Annotated in this window: 19 protein-coding genes and 1 pseudogene; 1 reads left to right on the top strand and 19 read right to left on the bottom strand. The window is 58.7% G+C overall.

Annotated elements, in window-relative coordinates; translation table 11 throughout:
* Positions 1–203: 203 nt before the first annotated feature.
* From B0919_RS26060 to B0919_RS24720, 3 genes and pseudogenes are all read right to left on the bottom strand, one after another.
* Positions 204–560: pseudogene (locus B0919_RS26060) on the bottom strand (IS1 family transposase); the annotation flags it as partial.
* Positions 561–655: 95 nt separating this feature from the next.
* On the bottom strand, positions 656–781 hold the full coding sequence (locus B0919_RS25220) for a helix-turn-helix domain-containing protein (RefSeq protein ID WP_176132997.1): 126 nt from the start codon (positions 779–781) through the stop codon (positions 656–658).
* Positions 782–843: 62 nt separating this feature from the next.
* Positions 844–1,809, bottom strand: coding sequence for a hypothetical protein (locus B0919_RS24720; RefSeq protein WP_176132996.1), 966 nt, complete (start codon positions 1,807–1,809; stop codon positions 844–846).
* A 318-nt stretch (positions 1,810–2,127) separates the two neighbouring features.
* On the opposite strand from B0919_RS24720, the gene B0919_RS10790 reads away from it, so the two are divergent.
* The gene (locus B0919_RS10790) at positions 2,128–2,745 is read left to right on the top strand and encodes a 3'-5' exonuclease (protein WP_176132995.1); all 618 of its coding nucleotides are present in this window, start codon (positions 2,128–2,130) and stop codon (positions 2,743–2,745) included.
* Positions 2,746–2,767: 22 nt separating this feature from the next.
* On the opposite strand, the gene B0919_RS10785 is transcribed toward B0919_RS10790, so the two are convergent.
* From B0919_RS10785 to nrfD, 16 genes are all read right to left on the bottom strand, one after another.
* Positions 2,768–6,550: a hypothetical protein gene (locus tag B0919_RS10785; protein ID WP_078012259.1), complete on the bottom strand. Its 3,783-nt coding sequence runs from the start codon at positions 6,548–6,550 to the stop codon at positions 2,768–2,770.
* Positions 6,551–6,729: 179 nt separating this feature from the next.
* The gene (locus B0919_RS10780; protein ID WP_078012258.1) at positions 6,730–10,428 is read right to left on the bottom strand and encodes a sensor histidine kinase; all 3,699 of its coding nucleotides are present in this window, start codon (positions 10,426–10,428) and stop codon (positions 6,730–6,732) included.
* A 230-nt stretch (positions 10,429–10,658) separates the two neighbouring features.
* The gene (locus tag B0919_RS10775; RefSeq protein WP_078012257.1) at positions 10,659–10,913 is read right to left on the bottom strand and encodes a hypothetical protein; all 255 of its coding nucleotides are present in this window, start codon (positions 10,911–10,913) and stop codon (positions 10,659–10,661) included.
* Positions 10,914–10,958: 45 nt separating this feature from the next.
* Entirely contained in the window at positions 10,959–11,522 is a 564-nt protein-coding gene (locus B0919_RS10770; protein ID WP_078012256.1) for a DUF420 domain-containing protein, read from the bottom strand.
* Positions 11,509–12,141: an SCO family protein gene (locus B0919_RS10765; RefSeq protein WP_176132994.1), complete on the bottom strand. Its 633-nt coding sequence runs from the start codon at positions 12,139–12,141 to the stop codon at positions 11,509–11,511. Before B0919_RS10765 ends, B0919_RS10770 begins: the two co-directional genes overlap by 14 nt.
* A 45-nt stretch (positions 12,142–12,186) precedes the next feature.
* Positions 12,187–12,537, bottom strand: coding sequence for a cytochrome C oxidase subunit IV family protein (locus B0919_RS10760; protein WP_078012254.1), 351 nt, complete (start codon positions 12,535–12,537; stop codon positions 12,187–12,189).
* Positions 12,538–12,627: 90 nt separating this feature from the next.
* Positions 12,628–13,395: a cytochrome c oxidase subunit 3 gene (locus B0919_RS10755; protein WP_078012253.1), complete on the bottom strand. Its 768-nt coding sequence runs from the start codon at positions 13,393–13,395 to the stop codon at positions 12,628–12,630.
* Positions 13,396–13,417: 22 nt separating this feature from the next.
* Positions 13,418–13,987, bottom strand: a complete 570-nt coding sequence (locus B0919_RS10750) for a heme-copper oxidase subunit III (protein ID WP_317043892.1) — start codon at positions 13,985–13,987, stop codon at positions 13,418–13,420.
* Positions 13,988–14,103: 116 nt separating this feature from the next.
* A complete protein-coding gene (gene cyoE, locus B0919_RS10745; RefSeq protein ID WP_078012251.1) occupies positions 14,104–14,967 on the bottom strand; it encodes a heme o synthase in 864 nt (287 codons plus the stop codon).
* 52 nt (positions 14,968–15,019) lie between these two features.
* Complete coding sequence (locus B0919_RS10740) at positions 15,020–16,102, bottom strand: COX15/CtaA family protein (protein WP_078012250.1); 1,083 nt, start codon at positions 16,100–16,102, stop codon at positions 15,020–15,022.
* A 107-nt stretch (positions 16,103–16,209) separates the two neighbouring features.
* On the bottom strand, positions 16,210–18,045 hold the full coding sequence (locus tag B0919_RS10735) for a cbb3-type cytochrome c oxidase subunit I (protein ID WP_078012249.1): 1,836 nt from the start codon (positions 18,043–18,045) through the stop codon (positions 16,210–16,212).
* A gap of 45 nt (positions 18,046–18,090) precedes the next feature.
* Positions 18,091–19,164, bottom strand: a complete 1,074-nt coding sequence (locus tag B0919_RS10730; protein WP_078012248.1) for a cytochrome c oxidase subunit II — start codon at positions 19,162–19,164, stop codon at positions 18,091–18,093.
* A gap of 43 nt (positions 19,165–19,207) precedes the next feature.
* On the bottom strand, positions 19,208–20,524 hold the full coding sequence (locus B0919_RS10725; RefSeq protein ID WP_254846546.1) for a quinol:cytochrome C oxidoreductase: 1,317 nt from the start codon (positions 20,522–20,524) through the stop codon (positions 19,208–19,210).
* A 2-nt stretch (positions 20,525–20,526) separates the two neighbouring features.
* Positions 20,527–21,249 (bottom strand): c-type cytochrome, encoded by a 723-nt coding sequence (locus tag B0919_RS10720; protein ID WP_078012246.1) that lies wholly within the window; start codon positions 21,247–21,249, stop codon positions 20,527–20,529.
* Entirely contained in the window at positions 21,249–21,773 is a 525-nt protein-coding gene (locus tag B0919_RS10715; RefSeq protein WP_078012245.1) for a DUF3341 domain-containing protein, read from the bottom strand. Before B0919_RS10715 ends, B0919_RS10720 begins: the two co-directional genes overlap by 1 nt.
* Positions 21,766–23,220, bottom strand: coding sequence for an NrfD/PsrC family molybdoenzyme membrane anchor subunit (gene nrfD, locus B0919_RS10710; protein WP_078012244.1), 1,455 nt, complete (start codon positions 23,218–23,220; stop codon positions 21,766–21,768). Before nrfD ends, B0919_RS10715 begins: the two co-directional genes overlap by 8 nt.
* Between the last annotated feature and the right edge of the window lie 10 nt (positions 23,221–23,230).

The raw sequence follows: 23,230 nt of genomic DNA, 5'->3' as shown, positions 1-23,230 counted from the left end.
CGCAAAAGCGCGCGGCCACTTGGGCCTGCCGGGCGCCCGGCTCGGCCAGCGCCTGCGCCACGCGCTGACGCAAATCCATCGAGTATGCTTGCATACAGCCGCTTACGTACGCGGAGCGCCAGCAGCTACATTGTCTGTGAATCTGCTATAGCAATATTGCCACTGCGAAAACAGCCAAATATCGAGCAGTTTTTTTGGCATTGCTACAAGAGCATAGCAATAGTTCCGTTTTTCTTAGCGCGTAGTAGCAAGACAGCTTGCAACAACATGCGTTTGCACTTGCTGTAACATTTGGTGCGTCGGCGGAAGCGGGCCAAGTAGTGGCGCAGCAAGCTGTTGCAGCTTTCCACAGAGGTCGTTTCGGCCTTGCTGCGGTAATGCAAGTGGATGGGTACCAGGGCGCGGTAGGGGCGGTAAAAGTCGGTGCACACGAGCTGAAAGGAATGCCGCGCTAACGAGGCGAACAGCCGGGCGCCGGTCTGCTCGTCGCGGGCGCCGACCACCGCATCCAGCACTTGCTTCCGCTCCCGGTCTACCGCGAGCCAGACCCAGCAGGCGGTTTTTTCTGCCCCACGTAGCTGTGCAGTTCGTCCACCTCCGCGATGCGCACGGCCTGGGCGGGCGCCGCAGCGGCTTGCTGCTCAGCACGCTGGCCCTACGTGCGCACCCAGCGCATGACCGTCACATTCGACACGTCCAGCACCCGGCCGATGGCGCGCAGTCCCATGCCTTCCAAGTACAGTTTCAGCGCCAACTGCCGCTTCTCGTCCGGGTGGGCCATGCCAGCCCCGCCCGTGTAGTTGTAGCCGCAGGCCAGACACCGATACCGCTGCTTGCCCCGCATTAGCCCGTTTTTACGCTTTGACTCACTGCCGCATCGGGTACATTGCATGCGCCTAAGGTACTACTTGCTCTGCTGTGTAGCAATGCCCTAATTTCTCCAGGATAGTTCATTCCTAACCCAACCATAATTTGAGATTGGCTTTTACCAGTATTGGGGTAATAGCCCATATAACGACTTATTCCATTTTGCTCTATACCTATAAAGGTATGACCCACTTGGGAAGGACCCATTAGCTGATCTGTGTTAGGATTTGATTGCTGAACATAGATAGTCAATGTTGCAGGCTGGTTAACATCAAAACATTTTAGTTCATCTTCAGGCCGAACTTTGGGCCCGGAAATAATCATAGGCACACTCGTAGTGCCTGTAGTTCCCGAACCAGCTCCTCCACCGTACGGCGGGTTGGTAGGCTGGCCAGGGTCCGGGTAAGTAGGCCCGCCTTCGCCGCCACTTCCACCGCCAGCACCGTCATCTACGCAGGATAAATCGTCGGTGGTAGTAATATACTCCCAAGTATTAGGGTCATACCAGTCTGTGATGACAGGTATGCACTGCACCCGCTGGCTGGTGCCGCCAGCAGTGTCCGGCGAGGCCGCTCGGGATACGAGAAGCAAACGCGCGGGATGGATCAGCTGGCCCTTGTGGTAGGTGTAGCCGGCCAGGTATTGGTACTCGGTGGAGTAGTACAGCACGCGGCCAGTCACTTCGCCTAATCGTTCGGAAGTTTGTGCGTGGTAGTTGCTACAGGCCTGCTCGGCCAGCCCCAGGGCTACTTCCGGGCCTACGCTTTTGTCAGCCAGCAGCAGCTCGACGAGTATCGCGCGGAAGTTGCCCGCTTCGTCACTGGAAATGGCCAGGTAGCGGTACCCCTGCGCGGCGCTTTTAGCAAAGATGTTTTCGGCTTCGCGCAGTGGCACCAGCAGCACTCCATTGCCTGGCCGGGCTTCGGGCCAGGCCAGGCTCAAAGCGCCTGGGCGGCCGCCGTACGTTTGCTCGTACCAGGCCTGCGCGGAGACCGTGCTACGCTGGCCGCTGGGAACTGCCGCTAAAGAAGGACCGGGCATTTCCTCCGGCAAGTACGAACATGCCACGAGTGAGACCAGTAGGCTCGCCGCTGAAAGTGCGAGCGGTAACCGAGAAAGATGTTTATACATATGAATTACTGGTGCAATTATAGAAAACTTACACTTCAACTATATCACCAGGCTGGCACCAAAATACGACCATGCCGCTGCGCGCCTGCTTACCTTTGTGCTTTACCGGCTTTTCCGCTTCCTTGCCCCATGCAGCAAAAGATCCTCCAGGACATCCAGGCGCTCAACTTCACGGCCATCGACTTCGAAACGGCCACTGAGCAGCGGCATAGCGCCTGTTCCATTGGGCTGGTGCGGGTGGAAGGCGGTGAGGTGGCGGAGACGCACCAATACCTGATCCGGCCGTTTGAGCTGCGCGTGGCGCCCATGAACTACAGCGTGCACCGCATTTCGCTGGAGCAGCTGCGCCCGGCCCCGGCCCTGCCGGAGCTCTGGCCCCTGCTGCGGCCCTTCGTGGAGGAGCAGCTGGTGGTGGCCCACAACGCCCCCTTCGACGTGAGCGTGCTGGAGCACAGCCTGAAAGCCTATGAGCTGCCGGTGCCGGCCTTTCACAGCATGTGCTCGGTGAAGCTGATGCGCGCCAGCCACCCCGATCTGGGCTCTTACCGCTTGAACAACCTAGCCGAACGCTTCGGCCTGGCGCTGAATCACCACGACAGCTTATCCGACGCCGTGGCCTGCGCCCACCTCGCGCTGCGGGCCCTGCGCAGCGGGCACCCATTCGCGTGGTCCTTCAAGCAGCGGGAACTTACCAAGGGCATCGGTAGCCAGGCCAAACCGCGCGTGGCCCGCACGTGGCGCTGGTAGGCACACACTTCGCTCCCCCAAATCAGAACAGCACCGACGCTTGCATGCGGCCGGTGTGAATGGCGTTGAGGCCATTGGGCTTACGGCCGTCGTAGCTGATGGTGATGTTGAGGCCGTTGCTGAGGCGCTGCTCCAGGTTCAGGTTCCAGGTCACGTTGTTGCCGGGACGCAGAGCGTTGAGGATTTCCAGCCCTACCACCGAGCCCACGTCGCCGGTGAAGCCCACGCGCACGAAGCTGGTGGCGCCGCTCAGGGTACGCTTGCCTACTTGGCTGATACGCGTTTCCAAACTCAGCTCGTCGAACACGCCGCGGGCGTCGGGCGTGGGATTGTCCGGGGTCGGGGCCAGCACGTTGCGCTTGGTGGTGTGGTGGTAGGTACCAGTGAAGCGCCAGATACCCGTGGGCTGATAGCTCAGCTCCGGGGTGACTTCGTACTCTTCGATGCGAAAATTGCGCCCTTGCAGGTAGCTCAGGTTTTCGCGGATGCTGCGCGTGCCGGTGAGGCGCGCCGTGTAGGACTGCGCCAGCGTGCGGCGCAGCAACACGCTCTGCGAGGCCAGGTTGCGCGTCTCGGAGCCTTGGGCCAGCAGCGTTTTTTGCTGCGCCTGTTGCACCGTCAGCTCCGAGCCGAAGGTCGGGTTGGAGCGGTTGAAGTACACGGTATTGCGCAGCAGCTTGTTTAGCGAAAGCAGCTCCGGGCTGTTGGTCTGGTACGCGAAGGGGTTCAGGCGCGCGTTCAGGCTCTTGCCGATAGTGCGGCGGTCCAGCGTGACGGTGCTGATGGACGAAAACCGCGCCGCCGTGGCCCGCCAGTTCTTGGCCTCGCGCCAGCTGCGCGGCGCGCTCAGCGTGAGCCGGTAGCCGAAGCGGTTGGTAAAGGCCGTCACGTAGGTATCGGTGAAGAGGTACACCTTGATGTGGGTGCGATACACCGCATCGGAGGTGGGCGCTTCCAGAAACTCGTCCTTGTCCTGCCGGCCGTTGTTGTTCAGGTCGCCGGCGTAGTAGTGCGTGCCCTGCCCTTGCTGGCCGGTAGGTACCGGGATGAACACGTAGTCGCGCTTCGGCTCGCGGCCGGTGGCTACGTTGTACGTCAGCTCCGAGCGAATCTGCCCTTGCAGCAGCGAGGCGTTCCAGCTCAGCTGTCCGAGCACCGTGCGCTGCCGGGCGCTGTCGCGGGCGGCCAGGTCGCGGTAGGTGGCCAGCACGTTCAGGTCCTGCCAGCGGCCGATACGAGTGGTGAGCTGGCCCTGCCAGGTTTGGGCTACACCGCGCAGCTGCAGGGCGCGCTGATCGGCGGTGGGCGTCCGGTCGCGGCGGTAGGTATAGGCCACGCGGTACTTGGTTTTGGCGCTGTCCTGGCTTTGCACGAACACGGCGTGCTCGTCAAAGTAATTGGCCGAGGAAAGCGAGTCACCCGAGGGCAGGCGCACGCGGTTTTTGTCGAAGCGGTAGGCGTAGCCTGGCACGATGGCACCGGCCACGTAGCGCACGGCCGTTTCGCCGCGGGCCCAGGTGCTGCGCCGGCGGCCGGCATCGGCTCCGAGCAGGAACAGCGAGCCGCGCCATTCCAGGTTGCCCACTTTCTGTGCCGCGTCCAGCCAGTGCTGCACCCCGCTCACTTCGCCGGCCCGGTAGCGCCGGCTCACGCGGTAGTTCACGCTGTTGTTCGGGTCTTTCACCGCCCCGATGGCGAAGTTGAAGATGTTGTCCTCGCGGGAGAGGCGGCCGCCGGTGGTGTTGCTCTGCTGCGTAGCCCCGGTGCTCCAGTTGCGGTCAAACTCGATGTCGCGGTAACGGTCGACGGGCGCGAAGCCGCGGCTGGTATACTCGTAGTCCATGGCCGAGCGCAGCCGGTAGCCCCTCAGCCCGGGCAGGGCTAGCGGCCGATCCTGCACGGCGTACCCGATGCGCATGGCCCGCCCCCGCGACGACTCGGGCGAGAAGCGGTTCACGTCGAGCTCCGAGGAGGCCAGGTCCACAAACACGGTGGTTGTGGAATCTACCTGGTAGCTGGCGCCGGCCGTCACCAGCTGCTTTTCCAGCGGCGTGGGCAGCAGCCGCTCGGGGCGGTAGCGGCCGCGCGAGACGCCCCCCACGGGTGCCACGAATTCGTACACGCGGCCGTTGGCGTTACTTTTGGTGGGGTCGTTGCTGAGCACGTAGTCGCCGTTGCCCTCGCCCACATCGGTAAAGCTCACCGTGTACGCACGGCTGGTGGAGTCCGTCAGCAGAGCAAAAATCCAGCGCTGCTGTCCGGTGGCGGGGTCGGTGAAGCGTACGCGGTTGTACTGTATCTGCCGCCGGTCGTAGCGCGACAAGGAATCGACGCCGGAGGTGGCGGCTAGACTCACGTTGTCGCCGATGGTGCGCAAGTAGGCCTTCTGCTGGTCGCTGAGGTTGAGGTTGGGCGAGTTGTCGGGGTTGTCGGCCTCGCGGTAGTAGTTGGCGTGCACCTGCAGGCGGCCCACCTCCTGGTAGTGGTTCAGGTGGTAGAGCGAGCGGGCATAGTTGAAGTCGGAGTACTCGTAATCGACGCGGATGCGGGAGTTGCGCGTGATGAGGTGGCGCGGCGAAAACGTCAGCTCGGCCGTGTTGTAGTCGATGACGTAGTCGTTGTCGAAGCCGCGTACCAGCAGCCGGCCGTCGAGGTACACGCGCTCGGAGTTAGCCAGGATGATGATGAACTGCTCGCCGTTGGGTCCGCGCAGCCGGTACGGCCCCTGCACGTTCTCGATGGGGTCGACGGTGGTGCTGGCAAACTTGCCCTTGGCCACGCCCGCCGCCACGGTGGTGGAGCTACGCAGCGGCCCGAGCACGGAATTGGCCTGCACCGACGTCAGGGGCAGGCGCGTGGCGGTGCGGTCCGTGGGGTAGCGCGGGTCCAGCGTCTGCGGGGCCGTCACGGGCAGCTGCGGGCCAGTGGTGCCGGGGTTGGTGGGATTGAGCGGGTTGGGCAGCAAAGCACCGGGCGCGCCGGTGGGGGCCTGCGTCTGGCCCAGGAACACGTCGGCGGCGGCCCCCTGAATGTTCTTGTAGAAGCGCAGAAAGTAATCAGGCTTGTTACGCAGCACCACGTCGCCGGCCGTTAGGGCCCAGTTGGGGTGCGTCAGGGTGACGTAGATGCGGTCAAACTCTTGCAGCTGCTGGGTGTTGCCTTCGGGCTGAAACGGGACGTTCTGGTCGCTGATAGCCGCCGTCAGGTTGATTTTATCGGTGAGCTTGCCCTCCAGCTGCAGGTTCAGGGCCGAGTTGACGAATACGTTCTGCGCGTTGCCAAAGGAGATGCCGCGCGTCAGGCTGCCGGTTTTGTTGATGCCGGGCGTGGCCAGAATCTGCTCCTTTTGGCCGAGGTTGCCGTAGCCGGCAAAGGGCCGGTTGTTGAAGCTGAGCGAATCCATCAGCCGCCGCGGCCGCCGCAGCACCGGCGCCGCCAGCCGCATGGGCAGCACCCGGTAGCAAATCAGCACTGAATCGGGCCGGTTGGTGGGCAGGCGCAAATCGGGCTGCCCCGGCTCGGGCGAGGCCACGCGGCTGGCAGGCCAGATGATGCGGTACCGGTCGGTGCGAGAGTCGTAGGCCACGCTGCGGGTGGCGGTGGATACGGACGACGGCACCACCGTCAGCGTATCAGCCAGGCTGAACTCGGTGGTGTCGCGCTCCGGCGGCACGCGTACCCACACGCAGCGCCGCGACGAGGGTACCGCCCCCGGCCGCACCTGCGCCCGCACGCCCACGCGGCTGCCGGCCAGCACGGCCACCACCAGCAAGGCGCGAATGACAAGGCGTAGGAATTGCGGCATAGAGCGAGCCGGGCAGGCTTCGGCAAGACGAAATAACGTTTGGCGGGCTAACGTCGTGCGCAGCCGGAAAAATCCCATCAGTTCACTTGCGCGCCCCAACCGTCTTCATGTCGCCGCCGGCCAGGCTTGATAGTCGTTGCTTCCGCCATTCGGCAAAGGAACAGCTGGTATTATCCATGCTACCCCGGCGCCTGCGGCAGCTCGATGAAGAACGTGGTACCCTCCCCCACTTTTGTCTCGAACCACACCTGGCCGCCGGCGCTTTCGATGCCGCGCTTGGCCACCGCCAGCCCAATACCCGAGCCGGTTTCCTTGGTGGTAAAGTTGGGCCGGAACACCTTGTCGCGCACATCCTCGTCGATACCACTGCCGTTGTCCTGAATGCTGATGCGCACCTGCCCGGGCTTGGGTAGCTCCACGCGGGCGTGCACTTCGGGCTGTCGGTCTTTGGGAATGGCCTGCAGCGCGTTCAGCAGCAAATTGTTGAAGGTACGCACCAGCAGGCTCTCGTCGGCGAATACGTTTACCTCCTCGGCGCCGGGCGCCACTTCCAGCTGCACGTGCTGGTGCAGGGCCACGCAGCGGCGCAGCACCGAAGCAATGGCCAGGCGCTCGGGCCGCATGGCCGGCAGGTTGGTGAAGTTCGAAAACGAGGTAGCAATGTCCGTCAGCACGTCGATCTGGGTGATGAGCGTCTGCGAGATGCGCCCGATCATTTCCTCCAGGTTGCCGCGCTTTTCGGCCAAAGCCCGCTGCAGAAACTGCAGGCTCAGCTTCATGGGCGTGAGCGGATTCTTGATTTCGTGGGCCACCTGCCGCGCCATTTCGCGCCACGCGGCCTCTTTTTCCTGCATGGCCAGCTCCTGCTTGCTTTCTTCCAGCTTGTGCAGCATGGTGTTGTACTCGCGCACCAGCAGCCCCACCTCGTCGTTCGATTCGTAGGCCAGCGGCTCATTCTGGCCCGTGAGCGTGGTGTGCCGCAGCTTTTCGGTGATGAGCTTCAGCGGCTGGGTAAGCACACGCGTGGCCACGAAGGAGAGGAACAGAAACAGGATGAACATCACGGTGAAGATGTTCAGGATGGTCGTGGTCAGCTCGGTGAGCTTGGTGTTCAGATCCTTTTGCGAATCGAAGAACGGAATGCCCACGTAGCCCACCACCGCCCCGCCGCCCAGCGAAGCCGACTGCGCCCGCAGCGGCAGGTACAACGTGTTGAACGACAATGAACCGGCCCGCTCCGTCAGCAGAATCCGCGGCTGCCCGCGCTCGGCCAGCGCTACCACCGCCTCGGGGTTCATCAGGTTGCTGATCAGTCCGGCCTCGAAAATCAGCGGCTGGCTGCTCACCAGCAGCTCGCCCTGGGCGTCGTACAGGTTCAGGTCGGTTTCGGTCAGCGTCGATACGTTGTCGGCCAGCTCGGTGAGGCGGCTGCGGCCGCTCGAATCGGCCAGCAGCGTGCGGTAGCGCAGCAGGCTTTCCTGAGCCAGAGCACCGCGCCGCTCGTAGCTGCGCCGGATGTCCTGCTTGTAGGTATCGGTAAACAGGCTGGCGGTGGCCAGGCTCACCACCAGTAGCGTCGCCAGAATGCCCACGGTCATGAACACCTGAATCTTGGCCGAAAACGTGGTGCGGAACCAGCGCAGCCGGGGGCTGCGCAGCATGAGCAAAATCAGCCCGATAATGCCGCCCCCAATCAGGTGCAGCAAAAACCAGAACGAGAAGTTGGCCAGCCACTCAGCAGCGGCGTAGGTAGGCGTCGTAACTACTACCGTGCGCTGCTGCGGGCCTTTCACGGCGAGGTGGTGGGCCCCGTTCAGTACCAGGCCCGAGGTGTACAGGCGTTCCGTTTGCAGTACATCAGCGGGCAGCTCGTTCACGTAGTCGAAGTCGCCTTCGCTGTACACCAAGCGGCCGTTCTCGTAGCCCGCGTAGCTGAGTTCGTTGCTCAGCCCCGGCTGAAAGTACTTCTGGTCCACCAGCAGCTCGGGAGCGACGCTGTTGGTAGTAAGTTTTTTCAGCGTCAGCTCCAGCAGCACGGTAGCGGTGTTATTGGCCACCGTGCGCACGGGCACAAAGGCCACGTAGCGCCGCGAGTCAAAGGAATTGCTGCCGTGCAGCAGGTACAGGTTGGGCAGATCGGTGGGCAGGGCCTGCCGGAGCAGCTGGGCCCGTACCGCGCTTAGCGACAATGCGCCGTCCGCTTCGCCCATGGGCTGGCCCTTGGCATCGAAGAGGTCGACCTGAATTTCGTACTTATCGAAGTAGCCGCGCAGGTAGTACTTGGCTACTTTCTGGCGCACCACATCCTGGTTGGAAAACGGGTCGGCCAGCTTGGTCCGGATAATAGGGTCGGCAGCAATATCGTGGGCGCGCTCGACCAGCAAAAACTCGCCCTGCAGGTCATTATCCACCAGCAAGTTGCCCGCCAAGCGCTGCTTATTCAGGATCATCTGCTCCTTGAAGTGTTGATACAGAGCCAATGAGCCCACCCCGGCGCTCATCCCCAGCATCAGAAACAAGAACACCACGATGCGAAACGGCAGCACCCCGGCCAGCTGACGCAAAGCCGCAATGCGCAGCAGCAGAAAAAACAGCAGCGTAAATCCTAATAGCACCACCAGGGCTTCGCCAAAAGCAAACCCAATGGGCAGCACCACTAGAGCCGGCACGCCCAGCAGCAGCAGCGCCACGGGCCGGGGCTCCGCGGGCACGGCCGCCAGGTATACCTGCGTCAGCAACCAGAACCCGATCAGGTAGCTGCCGGTGTGCAGCACCACGGCCAGGCATAGCAGGAGCTTGAAGCCCGAAAACTGAATGCTCTGTGTGACATCGAGCACCAACTGCGAATTGCTTACCGAGCTCAGGTAAAAGTTGTAGAGCATCAGCAGCAAACCCAGAAAGCCCAGAAACGCGCCGCCTGCCACCACGCGCCGCGGCAGCCCGTCCGGAATGCGCCGCACGTAGCGGGCTACGCCGTAGCGCCGGAACAGCAGCAGGGCATACGAGGCCACCACCAACAGCAACGCCGCATTGATCAGCAAGTCGCCCAGCGAAGGCGACGCCCATGAGGCGGCGTACACCTTCGGATCGAACAAGGGCAGCTCGATAAATGAGAAGGGCAGATTAAAGTGCAGCAGTACGGCCCGCAGCACAATGAGCGGCAGTACCACCGCCAGAGCGCCGAACCAGGGCTGCCGACGCTCAAAAATGCCCTGGGCCAACAGCAGCCACGCGGCCACGTACAGCCCTAGCCCTACTGCCACCAACGCTAGTGGCAGGTACTTGCCGGTAATGGGGCTGGGCTGCAGGCTTTGCAGCGAAAACAGGTAGTGGCCTTCGTGCGAAATCAGCTGCGGCAGCTCCAGGTTCTGCTCTGCATTGGCCACCAGGCGCACATCCGAGCCCCGGAACAAAGCCCGTTCGCTGCCCTCACGCAGGTAGCGGTTGCTGATGCCGTATTGCCGACGCAGCGGAATGTAGGTCAGAATCACGTACGGCCCGGCGGGGCGCCGGATAGCGAGGTAGCTCCCGAAACGCATGTCCACCAGCTTGTCGCGGAAGGGCTGGCCGACGTTGTCCAGGTCGGGCCGCATCGTGTGGTCCGACCAATACAGCAAATGCCCATCCCGAAACACAAACGTCGGGTAGTTGACGTCGCGCAGCGTGGCAAAACTCCCTTGTCCCCGCAGCAGTTGCACCGCCAGGGTTTCTACTTCGTGCTCGGCCTGGCGCTCGGCTCCTGATAGCAATTGCTGCAGCCGGGCCACATCGGTGCGCACCAACACACCGGGGGCGGTAAAGTAATTGCTCAGGAAAGCCCCCAGAAAGCAAAGCAAAGCGGCCAGTAACAGCCACAGCGGCAGAAAACGCTTCGTCACGATGGAACGAGGGCGAACAGATGGTGAAGGAACGAATAAGGCGGCGCAAAGAGTAGCGCCGCCGGGTAATAAGCAAAAATGCCGCCAGCAGGCGGCATTTCAAGCACATATGGTTCCGATTACGGCATTGGTGGCATAGCGTCCGGATAAAACGGCCACCACTAACGACGTATAGAGTAGGCTAGTGCCGGCGTAGCAACAGAGACACTGCCGAGCCGCCTTTACCAATATTAAACGGCCCGCTGACGCTTACGGCGCACGTTGCGGTACCAGAAGAAACCTACCAAGCCGCCCATCACGTACGGCGCGGCCATCATGTACAGAATGCCTTTGTTCAGCCCCGTAATATCGTAGCCGTCCGTTTCGGTGCGCGAAGCCTCTACGTTGCTTTTACACAGAGTACACTGAGCACTGCTCGGGCGGGGCGCTACGAGCAGCACCAGAACAAACAGCAACGGCAGCAGGGTGGTCAATACCTTTTTCATACCTCTTATCAACAGCTTCAGGAAGTCAGAGTTCCGCCAACAAATTTAGTGTACGTAGTACGGCGAAATCATGAAATACACGATAACGCCCGTTACTGATACGTACAACCAGATGGGAAAGGTCCAGCGTGCAATGCGGCGGTGCTTCGCAAATTGGTTTGTCAGGGCAAAGTACAGCGTGAAGAGCACCAGCCCCACCGTCACGGCCGCTAGTACAATGTGCGTCAGCAGCAGGAAGTAGTAGATGCCTTTAATCAGGCCTTCGCCACCGAACCGGGTCGTTTCCGTCTGCGAGTGGTACACCACGTACGAGACTAGGAAAACAGAGCCCAGCAGAAAAGCCGTACCCATCATGGCCCGGTGCTTGGCCACATCCTTGTTGCGGATGAAGTAATACCCCGCCACCAGCACCAGGGCCGTCAGCGAGTTCAGCCCTGCATTGACAGCCGGCAGAAAGCTCACGTCGGCCCCTTCGACGCGGAACACGTTGGGGAAATAGTAGAGCACGGCCACGGCTATCGGAATGATAATGCCCAGGGCCAGCATCACCACTTTGTACCCGCGCGGCGTAGCGGGGCCGGCTGCTAAGCCGGGGTTATTCGTGGTCATAGGTGTAAAGCAAAATGCGGATTTCGGTCATCAGCCGGTCGACCTCCTTCGGGTCGAGTCCGTCGTACACACCGCGCACGTGCTTGTCACGGTCGACAAGCAACAGGCGCTGGCTGTGTACCAAACCGGGCGTGGCGGCCAGAGGGGCCGGGCCGGGTGCGGTTACGCGGTACTCCTCCCGGGCCAGCCGATTGATGCTGTCCTTGTTACCCGTCAGGAAATACCACTTATCGGGCATAGCCCCAAACTGCTCGGCGTAGCGAGCCAGCACCGCCACCGAGTCGTGCTGCGGGTCGACGGTGTGCGACACCAGCTTCACCCTGGGCTCTTTGCGGTACTTTTCCTGCACCCGCTGCAGTTGCGCATTGAGGCGCGGGCATACTTGTGGGCAGGTAGCGAAGAAAAAGCTGGCCACATACACATCCCCGTCGAGGTTGCGCTGGGTAATCCATTGCCCGTTTTGGGCCTGCAACCGGAAATTACCTACCCGGTGAAAAACCGTATCGCGCCGCCACTTCCCCCCTATCTGCGTGGAATCCACACGGTCGGGATAGTAAGTAGACAGCGCGAAATGGTTGGTCCCGAAGCTGAACAGGAACAGAAAGGCCAGTACTGGCACAAGCAGAAGAAGGCCCAGAATCAGAACCTGCTGGGGCCTCATCCTTTACTTGTAAGCGCTGAAGATAGCCTCGCCAACGGCGCTACCTTCGGTAATCAGGGCTACCAGCAGCCAGACGAGCAGTGCCATCGGAACCATAATCGACCAGATCAGGCCTTTGGTCTCGTGGCGCAAGTGCATGAACTCGGCAACGATGAAGAAAGCCTTGAAGATGGTCAGGATGATGAAGATGCTGTTGCGCAGCGTGCTGGAAGGCATCGTGAAGGCCAGCAGGAATTCGAAGGCGGTGATGCCCACAATCCAGGCGAGTGCGCGCAGGATCGGTTTTACGTTCGCCTTGCCGTGCACAGCGTGGGTGCCGTCGTTGTAATCGTGTTCGGGAGCGTGGTGAGCCATTTCGTTGAATGGTTATATGGCAAATGGCTAAATGGTTGATTGTTCTGCTGTCAGAACGACCAGCCATTTAGCCATCAGACCATTTAGCAATTAAATCAGGTAGAAGAACGTGAAGACGAACACCCACACCAGATCCACAAAGTGCCAGTACAGACCGATTTTCTCGATCATCTCGTAGTGGCCGCGCTTATGGAAGGTACCGTTGGTGGTAGCAATGAAGGCGTAGGTCAGCAGGCAGAGGCCCGAGAATACGTGCGTGCCGTGGAAACCGGTAATGAAGAAGAACAGGTCGGCGAAGAGCACCGGGCCGTATTCGTTCACTTGCAGGTTAGCGCCAAAGACCGTCGAGCCATCGGCCATCTTCAGGCCATGCTCTGAACCGGTGATAAAGTGCGTCCATTCCCAGGCCTGGCAACCCAGGAACATAGCGCCGAAGAGCAGCGTCCAGAGCAACCATTTTTGCACGTCGTCCTTATCCATCCGGTGTCCAGCTTCGACAGCCAGTACCATCGTCACCGATGACACGATGAGAATCATCGTCATCAGGGCCACGAAAGCCAGCGGGATGTCCATGCCGTGCAGGCCGGGGAAGGAGTTAAATACCTTCTCGGGAATCGGCCAGTAGGCTTGGCTGAATTTGAAGGCTTCGGCAGTGCCAGTGTAGGCAAGGTGGCGGTGACGCACCATGCCGTAGGTGGTCAGGAATGCTGCGAACGTGAAAGCATCCGACAGCAGAAAGAACCACATCATCAGCTTGCCGTAGCTCGCTTTGAAAGGTTCGTTACCGCCGTCCCAGGTGCCGCTACGCGGAGCTTCGTAGGACGCCGAGTTCTGCAGCGTCGTGGTCGGGTTGGCCATAAAGAGCGGAAAAAAGGCGAAATCAGTGGTTCAAAAGTAGGAACAAATACAAGTACAACCAAAGCCCGCCGAGGAAGTGCCAGTAGATAGTGCCATTGGTAATGGCCATCATCTGGCGCGAGTGGATTTTGTAGCGGAAGGCTTTGAGGAGTAGTATCGTCAGGAAGATCAGGCCGGTAACCAAGTGGAAGCCGTGGACGCCGGTGAGCACGTATACGAACGAGCCGGCCGGATTGCTGTCGGCACCGCCGAAGAAAATCTTGTTTTGAACCAGTTCACCCCACACTTGATATTGGCCAAAGAGGAAGACTATGCCGAGTACGAAGGTGATTATCACCAAAGTCTTTACCCGGTTGACTTCATCTTTTTTGGCCGAAAACCACGCCCATTGCATGGTCGCGCTGCTGGCCAAAATCACCACCGAATTGATGAACATTCCGGTAGGCATATCAAATTCCAGCCAGTTGCCCTCTCCACGGCGCACAATGTAAGCGCTGGTGAAAGCGGCAAACATCATGGTAATGCTGATGATCATCAGCCAGAGCAGAAAACGTAGCGGGTGCACGCCCAACGCCACCTGCTTGTTGTTCAACGTCTCAGAAGGATGCATGTCGTTTATGTTACTTGCTGAACGGTTGGTTGTTCATGACTGTGGAGCCATTCATCACCTGAATGCAACCTCAGTCACTCCCTCATTCAGCTATTTGATTACAGTTTGTCGAGTACCAAGGCTATCTGCACAATAGGCAGGTACAGAAATGAGCCGAACATAATGCGCATAGCGGCCTTTTTGCTGACCGTGCGCATCAAGTAAAAGGTCTGCATCAGAAACAGAACCCCGCACACCGCCGCTACCATGGGGTAGATATGATCTGTCATGCCGAAGTAAAACGGCAACAGGCTCAGCGGAATCAGGATCAGGGTGTAAGTCATGATCTGAAAAGCCGTGCGCAGGTCGCGTCCGCCTTCCATGGGCAGCATCTTAAAGCCCGCTTTGTGGTAGTCCTCATCGAGCACCCAGGCAATGGCCCAGAAGTGCGGAAACTGCCACATGAACTGGATGCCAAACAGAATCCACGCTTCCACAGTAAGCATACCCGTAGCGGCTACCCAGCCAATCATTGGAGGCAAGCCCCCGGGAATGGCGCCGACCGCCACACAGATGGGCGAAATGCGCTTCAGCGGGGTGTAGATGAAGCCGTAGAGGATCAGTGACAGCAGCGAAATGGCAGCCGTCAACGGGTTGAAGTATAGGCCCAGGAGCAATAGCCCCGCCAGCCCCGTCACCACCACAAATACCCAAGCCTCAGTGACCGTAAGTACTCCTTGTGGCAACGGCCTCTTGGCCGTACGCTTCATCAGCCGGTCCAGATCTTTTTCGTAGATCTGGTTGATGGTATTGGCCGAACCCGTCACGAGCAAGCCGCCCAGCATTACCAGCAGTGCACCGGCCCAGTGGATATGCCAGGCAAACTCGTGCTGGCCCAGCATGTAGCCAATGGCCGCCGAAAACGCTACCGTGAGCGACAGGCGGAACTTAAGAAGTTGGAAATAGGCCCTGGCCTTGGTCATCAGCAGCAAAAACAAACAAGCCGGCCGTTCGGCTCCAAATCGGGCCGCAAAGTTACGCAACAACTACCGGAAACGCGGCTGTGCGGCTGGCTTTTAGCGCCTGCCGGTAACACACCAGCAACAGGAACTGCACGCCAAACAGCAAGGTCCCCAGCGTAAGGTGAATGGGCTGAGCTGCTGCTGGCATGGCGAAGTACGTCAGCACGATACCAGTAATTATTTCCAGTCCAATTACCATCATAGTAGCTGTAGCCAGCTTGCTGAGGTTCCTTTCTCCTACCTGGTACATTTTCAGTGCCACGTAGAGGTTAAGCAGCAGCACCAGCGCGGAGAAGACCCGATGCCAATCAAACACCCCGCTCAGTTCCCCTATCCATTGTTCCCGGTGCAGGTAGTTCAAGCCAAACGCTACCATGTCGATGTTTTCCCGCACCTGAGTCCCAATTACAATCTGCACGAAGGTTAAGAGCACCAGGGTCACCAGACCTATTGTTAACCCAGAACTCAGAGGTTGAGCAGTTGTGCGTTCCTGCTGAGGCTTGTCCGCGCGCACCAGAATCCAGGTCAGTAGCGCGATGAGCACCAACGCCAAAGCCATATGAATGGTAACCATCACCGGGAGCAGATTGGTCGATACCACCAATGAGCCAAGCCAGCCCTGCACTCCTACGGTAACGAAGCTTAGCACCGAGCCCCAGAAGATGATTGGGTCATAGCGGCGGTACGGCCATGCAGCCAACACAGTACCAAAGATGAGCACTCCGATAAGCACGCCAGTAAGCCGGTTCAGGTATTCAATCCACGTTTTCGTAGGGTTGAAATCCGTCTCAATGTACTGCGTAGGATGCGCGAAGATGTTGGCAGCTACTTCAGCAAAACCCAGTCGGCTGAGCGTCGTGGCGAGCCGCTGGTTTTTGGCCACCCGCTGAGCGGTATATACTTCCTTGTAGTTTGGAGGAAGCTGGCTGATGTCGGTCGGGGGCACCCATTGCCCAAAGCATTTAGGCCAATCAGGGCAGCCCATTCCGGAACCGGTGCTCCGCACAATTCCACCAACCAAGATGAGCACGTACACGGCTATTACCGTCAGCGTTGCTACGGCCCGAAAACGCCGGGCAAAAGCAGGTATCTCCATCAGAAATTTAACAGCATTTCGCTTCGCAAAGGTCCAACGGAAACGTCTGAAAAAGAAGAAGGAGACCCTTTTTTGGGCCTCCTTCTCTCAGATTTGTCCAACTAGGACTATTCCATTTCTTTTTCGTACGGCAGGTTCGACGATACGGTCTGCGAGTACGGGATGTGCTGCGGAATAAAGTCCTGTTCAGCCCCAGGCTTGCTGTAATCGTAAGGCCAGCGGTACACGGCAGGAATAGCACCAGGCCAGTTGCCGTGGCCGGGTTCTACCGGCGTCGTCCATTCCAGCGTGTTCGAGTTCCAGGGGTTCTCCGTAGCGCGACGGCCGCGGAAGATGCTGTAGATGAAGTTGAACAGGAAGATGAACTGCGCGAAGAACGCCATGATGGCGGCAATCGAGATGAACGTGTTCAGGTCACCAAACTGGTTAAACGTCTCGTAAGCCGTGTAAGCATAGTAGCGACGCGGGAAGCCGGCGATACCAACGTAGTGCATCGGCAGGAACACCAGATAGGCAGCGAGAATGGTCAGCCAGAAGTGCACGTAGCCGAGTTTCTCGTCCATCATGCGACCAAACATCTTGGGGAACCAGTGGTACACCCCGGCGAACATGCCGAAGAATGCCGACGAACCCATTACCAAGTGGAAGTGAGCTACCACGAAGTAGGTATTGTGCATCTGGATATCCAGTGCTGCGTTGCCCAGAATAATACCCGTCAGACCACCTGACACAAACAGCGATACGAAGCCGATAGCAAACAGCATGGCGGCCGTGAAGCGGATGTTACCACGCCATAGCGTAGCCAGCCAGTTGAAGGTCTTCACTGCCGACGGTACGGCGATGATCAGCGTCAGGAACATGAACACCGACCCGAGGAAGGGGTTCATGCCCGTTACGAACATGTGGTGAGCCCACACGACGAACGACAGCAACGAAATGCCAATCAGCGAGCCAATCATGGCGCGGTAGCCGAAGATGGGCTTGCGAGCATTCGTTGCCATTACCTCCGACACAATACCCATGGCGGGCATAATCACGATGTACACCTCGGGGTGACCCAGGAACCAGAACAAGTGCTGGAACAGGATCGGCGAACCGCCTACGTGGTTCAGGGCTTCCCCACCGATGTAGATGTCCGACAGGAAGAAGGACGTACCGAATGAACGGTCAAAGATCAGCAGCAGAGCAGCCGAGAAGAGTACTGGGAAAGAGAGCAGACCCAGGATGGCCGTCAGGAAAAACGACCAAATCGTCAACGGCAGCTTGGCCATAGACATACCAGCCGTACGCAGGTTGATAATAGTGGTGATGTAGTTAACACCACCCAGCAGCTGCGACACAATGAACAGTGCCATCGATACCAGCCACAGCGTCTGGCCTGCGCCCGAACCCGGAATTGCTTGCGGCAGGGCCGATAGCGGCGGGTAAATAGTCCAGCCAGCAGAAGCGGGGCCAGTTTCAAGGAACAGGGAAACGAACATGATAATCCCGGCCAAGAAGAAGAACCAGAATGAGAGCATGTTCATAAAGCCCGAAGCCATATCGCGGGCTCCAATCTGCAGCGGAATCAGGAAGTTGGAGAACGTACCTGATAGGCCCGCAGTCAGCACGAAGAACACCATAATGGTGCCGTGCATCGTCACGAGAGCAAGGTAGAATTCGGGGTTGAGCTTACCACCTTCCACCCACCGGCCAAGCAAAGGCTCCAACCAAGTCAGTTGAGCGTCGGGCCAGCCGAGCTGAATACGAAAGAGCGTGGACAGCGTAGCACCGATGAATGCCCAGACAATACCCGAAATCAGGAACTGCTTGGCAATCCACTTGTGGTCCTGGCTGAATACGTACTTAAACAGCCAGTGCTGGTCGTGGTGGTCGTGCTCGTCGTGGTGGTCACCAGCGACGTGGTGCTGGATGTGCGGCGCGCTGGTAGGCGACGAGCCCATCGGTGTATTAGATGCAGCCATCAGAAAAGCGTGCGTTTAGTTACGTTAGAGGGAGGCCTGAGCCTTTTCCGTCGCAGCAGGCGCAGCCGTAGTTTCGGCCGGCGCGTCTTCAATCACCGGCGTCTTCTTGTTCTTGAAGGCGGCCAGGATGTCGGGGTTCTGGTCAGCAAACGACTTCTGCTGGGCGTACCAAGCTATGTAATCGTCCGGCTCGTCGACAATGATGTTCGCTTTCATAGCGAAGTGACCACGGCCGCAGATCTGGTTGCAGGCAATTTCATAGTTGAAGTTCGGGTTACCCGTCTGAGCCCGCATTTCATCGGTCGACTTGGTCGGGATAAACCAAAACTTGGTCGGCATACCTGGCACAGCATACATCTGCACCCGGAAGTGGGGAGCGTATACAGCGTGCAACACGTCGCGCGAACGAATGTGCAGCAACACCGGGTGACCTTTCGGTACGTGTACTTCGCTAGCCGTGAAGTCATCAAGACCACGCTGGTCGTTCAGGTCAAACCCGAATTCGTTGGTGGCGTCGATCAGACGGTAGTTGATACGGCCCAGCTTCTGGTCGCGACCGGGGTAACGAACCAGGAAGTTGAACTGCTTGCCCATGATTTCAACTTCCACGGCGTCTTTAGGAGCTGGGCCCATGATGTTGGACCATTCTTTCCAACCGCCGAACACCAGACCAGCCATTACGATGGCCGGGATTACCGTCCAGATAACTTCGATCTTGTTGTTGTGCGAGTAAAAGAATGCGCGGCGCCCTTCGCGGTATTGGTACTTATAAGAGTACACAAAAAGAGCAACCTGCGTCAGCACGAACACGATGCCGATAATGATCATCGTAGTCCAGAACAGTTTCTCCGTGTGGAGACCATGTACCGACGCAATCGGCGGGTTCATTTTATCGAAGTTGGCAACGAAGGAGTAGGCGAATGCCGCCATGCCAACTACCATGAACACCACCATGAGGATGGCATTTACCCGGTTGCTGAGGCCAATCTGGCGCGCGTAGCTTCCCGAGAAAATGGAGGTGAGAATCTGAAGCCGGAACAGAAGGCCGAAAACGACCAGCAGAAGCACCAGCGCCAGTAGGATACCGAGAGCAATCATTAGTTGTACGTTGTGAAAGTCAGTCGTCCGAACAGCGCGAGGCTTAAGTCGTGTGGTGCACGCTCTCCTCCACGAAGGGGTGATTTACCGGTACCAGCGAGGCCTGCGACAGGCGCTTAGTCATCAGCAGCAGGAAACCGCCAAGGAACACGAGGCCCGTACCAATTTCAATGATAAACCCGCTGTCGCCCTGAAGCGTTCCGGGCATGATCATCATGTAGAAGTCCAGCCAGTGGCCAATCAACACCGCGGTAGCTACGATCTTCAGCATAATGATCTGACGCTTAGCGTCACGAGTCATCAGCACGAGGAAGGGGAAGGCGAAGTTGATAATCAGGTTGAAGAAAAACAGCCAGGTGTACTTACCGTCAAAACCGCCGAGGCGCTGGTTGAAGTACACGGCTTCTTCAGGTAGGTTGGCGTACCAGATCAGCATGAACTGCGAGAACCATACGTAGGTCCAGAAAATGCTGAAGCCAAACATCAGTTTGCCAAGGTCGTGCAGATGGTTAGCGTTCAGGAAACGCAGATAGCCTGCCTGCTTCAGGTAGATGGCCGTCAGCAAAATGCCGGCGATGCCCGATACCCACCACGAAGCAAAAACATACCAACCAAACATCGTCGAGAACCAGTGCGTGTCAATCGACATTACCCAGTCCCAAGCCGAGATGGATGACGTAACGGCGTAGAGCACGAGGAACATGGCCGATACGTTGATGCTCTTATCCCAGAAGCCAGTACCACCCAGTTGGTCTTCCTGCAGCGACAAGTCGCGGAGGCGCTTCGAGAAGAACCACCAGATGGCAATGAAAGCCACCATGCGGCCTACGTAGAAGCCAATGTTGAGGAAACCCGCCTTACCCGCAATGATGGCATCGTAGTTGGCACTACCCGGCTCCATAATGCCTTCGGTACGCCAGTGGAACAGGTTGTGGCCGCTAGCGAAGAACACCAGTAGCAGGATTACACCACCAGGCAGAATCCAGGCACTGAAGGCTTCAGCAATGCGACGAACCATGATGGACCAGCCGGCATAGGCTACCGTGTGAATAGCTACAAACACAGTACCTACAGCTGAAATGCCGAGGAAGAACACGTTGCTCTGCCACAGTGAAGCAAACAGGCGACGCAGCCAGATAGGCGCGTGCTCCGAACCGTGAGCCGAAGCACCTTGGCCAGCCCCGTGGGCTGCACCGGCTACTTCGTGGTGGCCGCCAATATTCATGGCGGACATGATCAAACCGATGGCCATAAGCACGACCCCGGCGACGATGAACAGGATGAACCGACGACGCGCTGCAGCCGAAAGCTCCAGAAACTCGGCCGTTACCGGTTCATGATGATGATGCGTTGATGCCATAATTACTGAGCCGTGCCGTTACGTGCTTTCTCACCCTGGCCTTGCTCTTCCGACATATCGTTGGCTTGAGCTTGACCGTAAGGAGCCTGGTTTTCGGGGTTGGTTTTCTGCGAAGGTTCAAGTTCGTCCTGCACCAATTCGCTCATGCCTTCCGGGCCTTTGCCCTTCTGCAACACGCGAACGTACATGGCAATCTTCCAGCGTTCCTCGGGATTAACCTGGGAGCCGTGCGGCATCATGCGGCCTTTGCCCCACTGGATGACGTGGTAGATATGGCCTTCGTTCATGTTCACGTAGGCACCCTGCGAGTAGTTAGGGACACCTTTGAACTTCACCCCCACTGGGCCCTGACCATCACCTTGCTCGCCGTGGCAGTGCTGGCAGTTGCGGGTGTAGAGAACTTTGCCTTCTTCGAGGTTGGCCGTGGTGTAGCGCAACGGGTTGCGCAACGTACGCTCGGCAATGCCCGTGCTGTCTTTACCGATATGGTTGAAGTAGCTGAGCTTGCCGCGGGGTACCGTGCCAATGGCCGGGGTGCGCTCATTGATGCCCATCGGGTTAACCGTATTGGCATCTACCTGGCGCAGCGGGTCGTACGGAATAGACTCGTACATCTGCGGCGCATATTCCAGACCCGGGTCGTTGGCGTCGTTGCAGGCCGTAGTCAGCACCGAAGCAAACAGAATGGCCGAAGCCTGGACGCCGTATTTAAAAGAGTGCGTCATTATTCTTTGGTCATTTCTTTCTCGTTCACTTCGGAAGCGCCGTTCGAGCGAAGCAACTGGGTTAGGTTACCCATATCCGTTCCTTCCTTCAACTCGATAGCCATGACGAACTTATCGTCAGTAGAGCGCACGTCCATCACCGGCACTTTCATGCGGGGGTAGAGCCCACTGATCGTGTAGAAGGTGATAACCATGCCGTGACAGCAGAAAAGCACTGTCAGCTCGAAAGCAACCGGGATAAACGAAGGCAGCGAAATGTGGGGCTTACCGCCGATAATCATCGGCCAGTCGAAGCCTAGCATGTAGATCTGCATCCACAGCGCAAACGACAGACCGCACAGCCCATAGAAGAAGGCAGCAATCGGCAGACGGGAGCGTTCGATACCCAGGGCGTCGTCGATGCCGTGCACCGGGTAGGGCGAGAAAACGTCGTAGATTTTTACGCCGGCAGCACGGACGTTCTCAATGGCGTGCAGGAGCACGTCTTCGTCCTCGAAGATGCCGAGCGCGTAACGCTTAGTCATGCTTGTTGTAGTTTACGGGGGCGGAGGCAGGAGCACCGGTGGGGCGGTAGGTCGACTGTTGGGCACCCGTGTTCGGGCCACCGTAGGTCGGACCGTTGTCCACACCGTATTTCAGGATCGATTTCACTTCGGCCATGTTAATCACGGGGAAGAACTTGGCGAAGAGCAGGAACAGGGTGAAGAACAGGCCCAGCGTGCCGACGTAGATGCCGATGTCGATAATGGAGGGCGAGAACATAGCCCAGGACGACGGCAGGTAGTCGCGGTGCAGCGACGTCACGATGATTACAAAGCGTTCGAACCACATACCGATGTTCACGATGATCGAGAGAACAAAGGTGGCCGGGATGCTGTAGCGGATGCGACGGATCCACACCAGCTGGGGCGAAATCACGTTGCAGGTCATCATCGACCAGTACGCCCACCAGTAAGGACCGGTAGCGCGGTTGATGAAGGCGTACTGTTCGAACTCCACCTGCGAGTACCAGGCGATGAAGAACTCCGTGATGTAAGCCACACCTACGATGGAGCCGGTAATCATCATGATTTTGTTCATCAACGCAATGTGCTCCAGCGTGATGTAATCTTCCAGCTTAAACACCACGCGGGTGATGAGCATCAGCGTGAGTACCATGGCGAAGCCGGAGAAGATAGCACCAGCAACGAAGTAGGGCGGGAAGATGGTGGTGTGCCAGCCCGGTACTACCGAGGTAGCAAAGTCCATCGATACAATGGTGTGTACCGACAGTACCAGCGGCGTGGAAACACCGGCCAGAATCAGCGACACCGTTTCGTAGCGCGACCAGTGCTTAGCCCCGCCCTTCCAGCCAAAGCTCAGCAGGGCGTACGCGCGGCGGGCAATCGGACCTTTGGCACGGTCACGGATGGTAGCGAAGTCGGGTACTAGACCGGTGTACCAGAACACCAGCGACACCGAGAAGTAGGTCGAAATTGCGAATACGTCCCAGAGCAGCGGCGAATTGAAGTTCGCCCATAGCGAGCCGAACGTGTTTTGCAGCGGCAGTACCCAGAAAGCGAGCCACGGACGGCCCATGTGCAGTACCGGGAACATAGCCGCGCAGATTACGGCGAAGATGGTCATTGCCTCAGCCGCGCGGTTGATGGAGGTCCGCCACTTCTGACGAAACAGCAGCAGTACGGCCGAAATCAAGGTACCGGCGTGGCCGATACCTACCCACCATACGAAGTTGGTGATGTCCCAGGCCCAGTCAACGGTTTTGTTCAGACCCCATTCCCCGATACCATACCACAGGGTGCGGTACACGGAGTAGAGGAAAACACCAAGGAAAAACAGGGCGACACTCAAGGCGGCCATCCAGCGGATGTTCGGCTTGGCCTCTACCTGGCGGCACACGTCCTCGGTGACGTCGTGGTACGTCTTACCGCTGGTTACGAGCGGTATGCGTACAGGCGAAACGTGCTGCATATTGGTTGGT

Origin of the sequence: Hymenobacter sp. CRA2, from assembly GCF_002007105.1 — a bacterium.
GTDB lineage: Bacteria > Bacteroidota > Bacteroidia > Cytophagales > Hymenobacteraceae > Solirubrum.
Note: the sequence above shows the minus strand (reverse complement) of the source record. Positions and strands in the feature narration are given on the sequence as shown.

What these genes read in the sequence shown, in the direction of transcription:
- nrfD (WP_078012244.1), bottom strand. Translation starts at nt 23,220, where the DNA reads ATGCAGCACGTTTCGCCTGTACGCATACCGCTCGTAACCAGCGGTAAG.
- B0919_RS10790 (WP_176132995.1), top strand. Translation starts at nt 2,128, where the DNA reads ATGCAGCAAAAGATCCTCCAGGACATCCAGGCGCTCAACTTCACGGCC.
- B0919_RS10720 (WP_078012246.1), bottom strand. Translation starts at nt 21,249, where the DNA reads ATGACGCACTCTTTTAAATACGGCGTCCAGGCTTCGGCCATTCTGTTT.
- B0919_RS10755 (WP_078012253.1), bottom strand. Translation starts at nt 13,395, where the DNA reads ATGGCCAACCCGACCACGACGCTGCAGAACTCGGCGTCCTACGAAGCT.
- B0919_RS10775 (WP_078012257.1), bottom strand. Translation starts at nt 10,913, where the DNA reads ATGAAAAAGGTATTGACCACCCTGCTGCCGTTGCTGTTTGTTCTGGTG.
- B0919_RS10785 (WP_078012259.1), bottom strand. Translation starts at nt 6,550, where the DNA reads ATGCCGCAATTCCTACGCCTTGTCATTCGCGCCTTGCTGGTGGTGGCC.
- B0919_RS25220 (WP_176132997.1), bottom strand. Translation starts at nt 781, where the DNA reads ATGGCCCACCCGGACGAGAAGCGGCAGTTGGCGCTGAAACTGTACTTG.
- cyoE (WP_078012251.1), bottom strand. Translation starts at nt 14,967, where the DNA reads ATGACCAAGGCCAGGGCCTATTTCCAACTTCTTAAGTTCCGCCTGTCG.
- B0919_RS10740 (WP_078012250.1), bottom strand. Translation starts at nt 16,102, where the DNA reads ATGGAGATACCTGCTTTTGCCCGGCGTTTTCGGGCCGTAGCAACGCTG.
- B0919_RS10730 (WP_078012248.1), bottom strand. Translation starts at nt 19,164, where the DNA reads ATGATTGCTCTCGGTATCCTACTGGCGCTGGTGCTTCTGCTGGTCGTT.
- B0919_RS10770 (WP_078012256.1), bottom strand. Translation starts at nt 11,522, where the DNA reads ATGACCACGAATAACCCCGGCTTAGCAGCCGGCCCCGCTACGCCGCGC.
- B0919_RS10760 (WP_078012254.1), bottom strand. Translation starts at nt 12,537, where the DNA reads ATGGCTCACCACGCTCCCGAACACGATTACAACGACGGCACCCACGCT.
- B0919_RS10735 (WP_078012249.1), bottom strand. Translation starts at nt 18,045, where the DNA reads ATGGGCTCGTCGCCTACCAGCGCGCCGCACATCCAGCACCACGTCGCT.
- B0919_RS10725 (WP_254846546.1), bottom strand. Translation starts at nt 20,524, where the DNA reads ATGGCATCAACGCATCATCATCATGAACCGGTAACGGCCGAGTTTCTG.
- B0919_RS10715 (WP_078012245.1), bottom strand. Translation starts at nt 21,773, where the DNA reads ATGACTAAGCGTTACGCGCTCGGCATCTTCGAGGACGAAGACGTGCTC.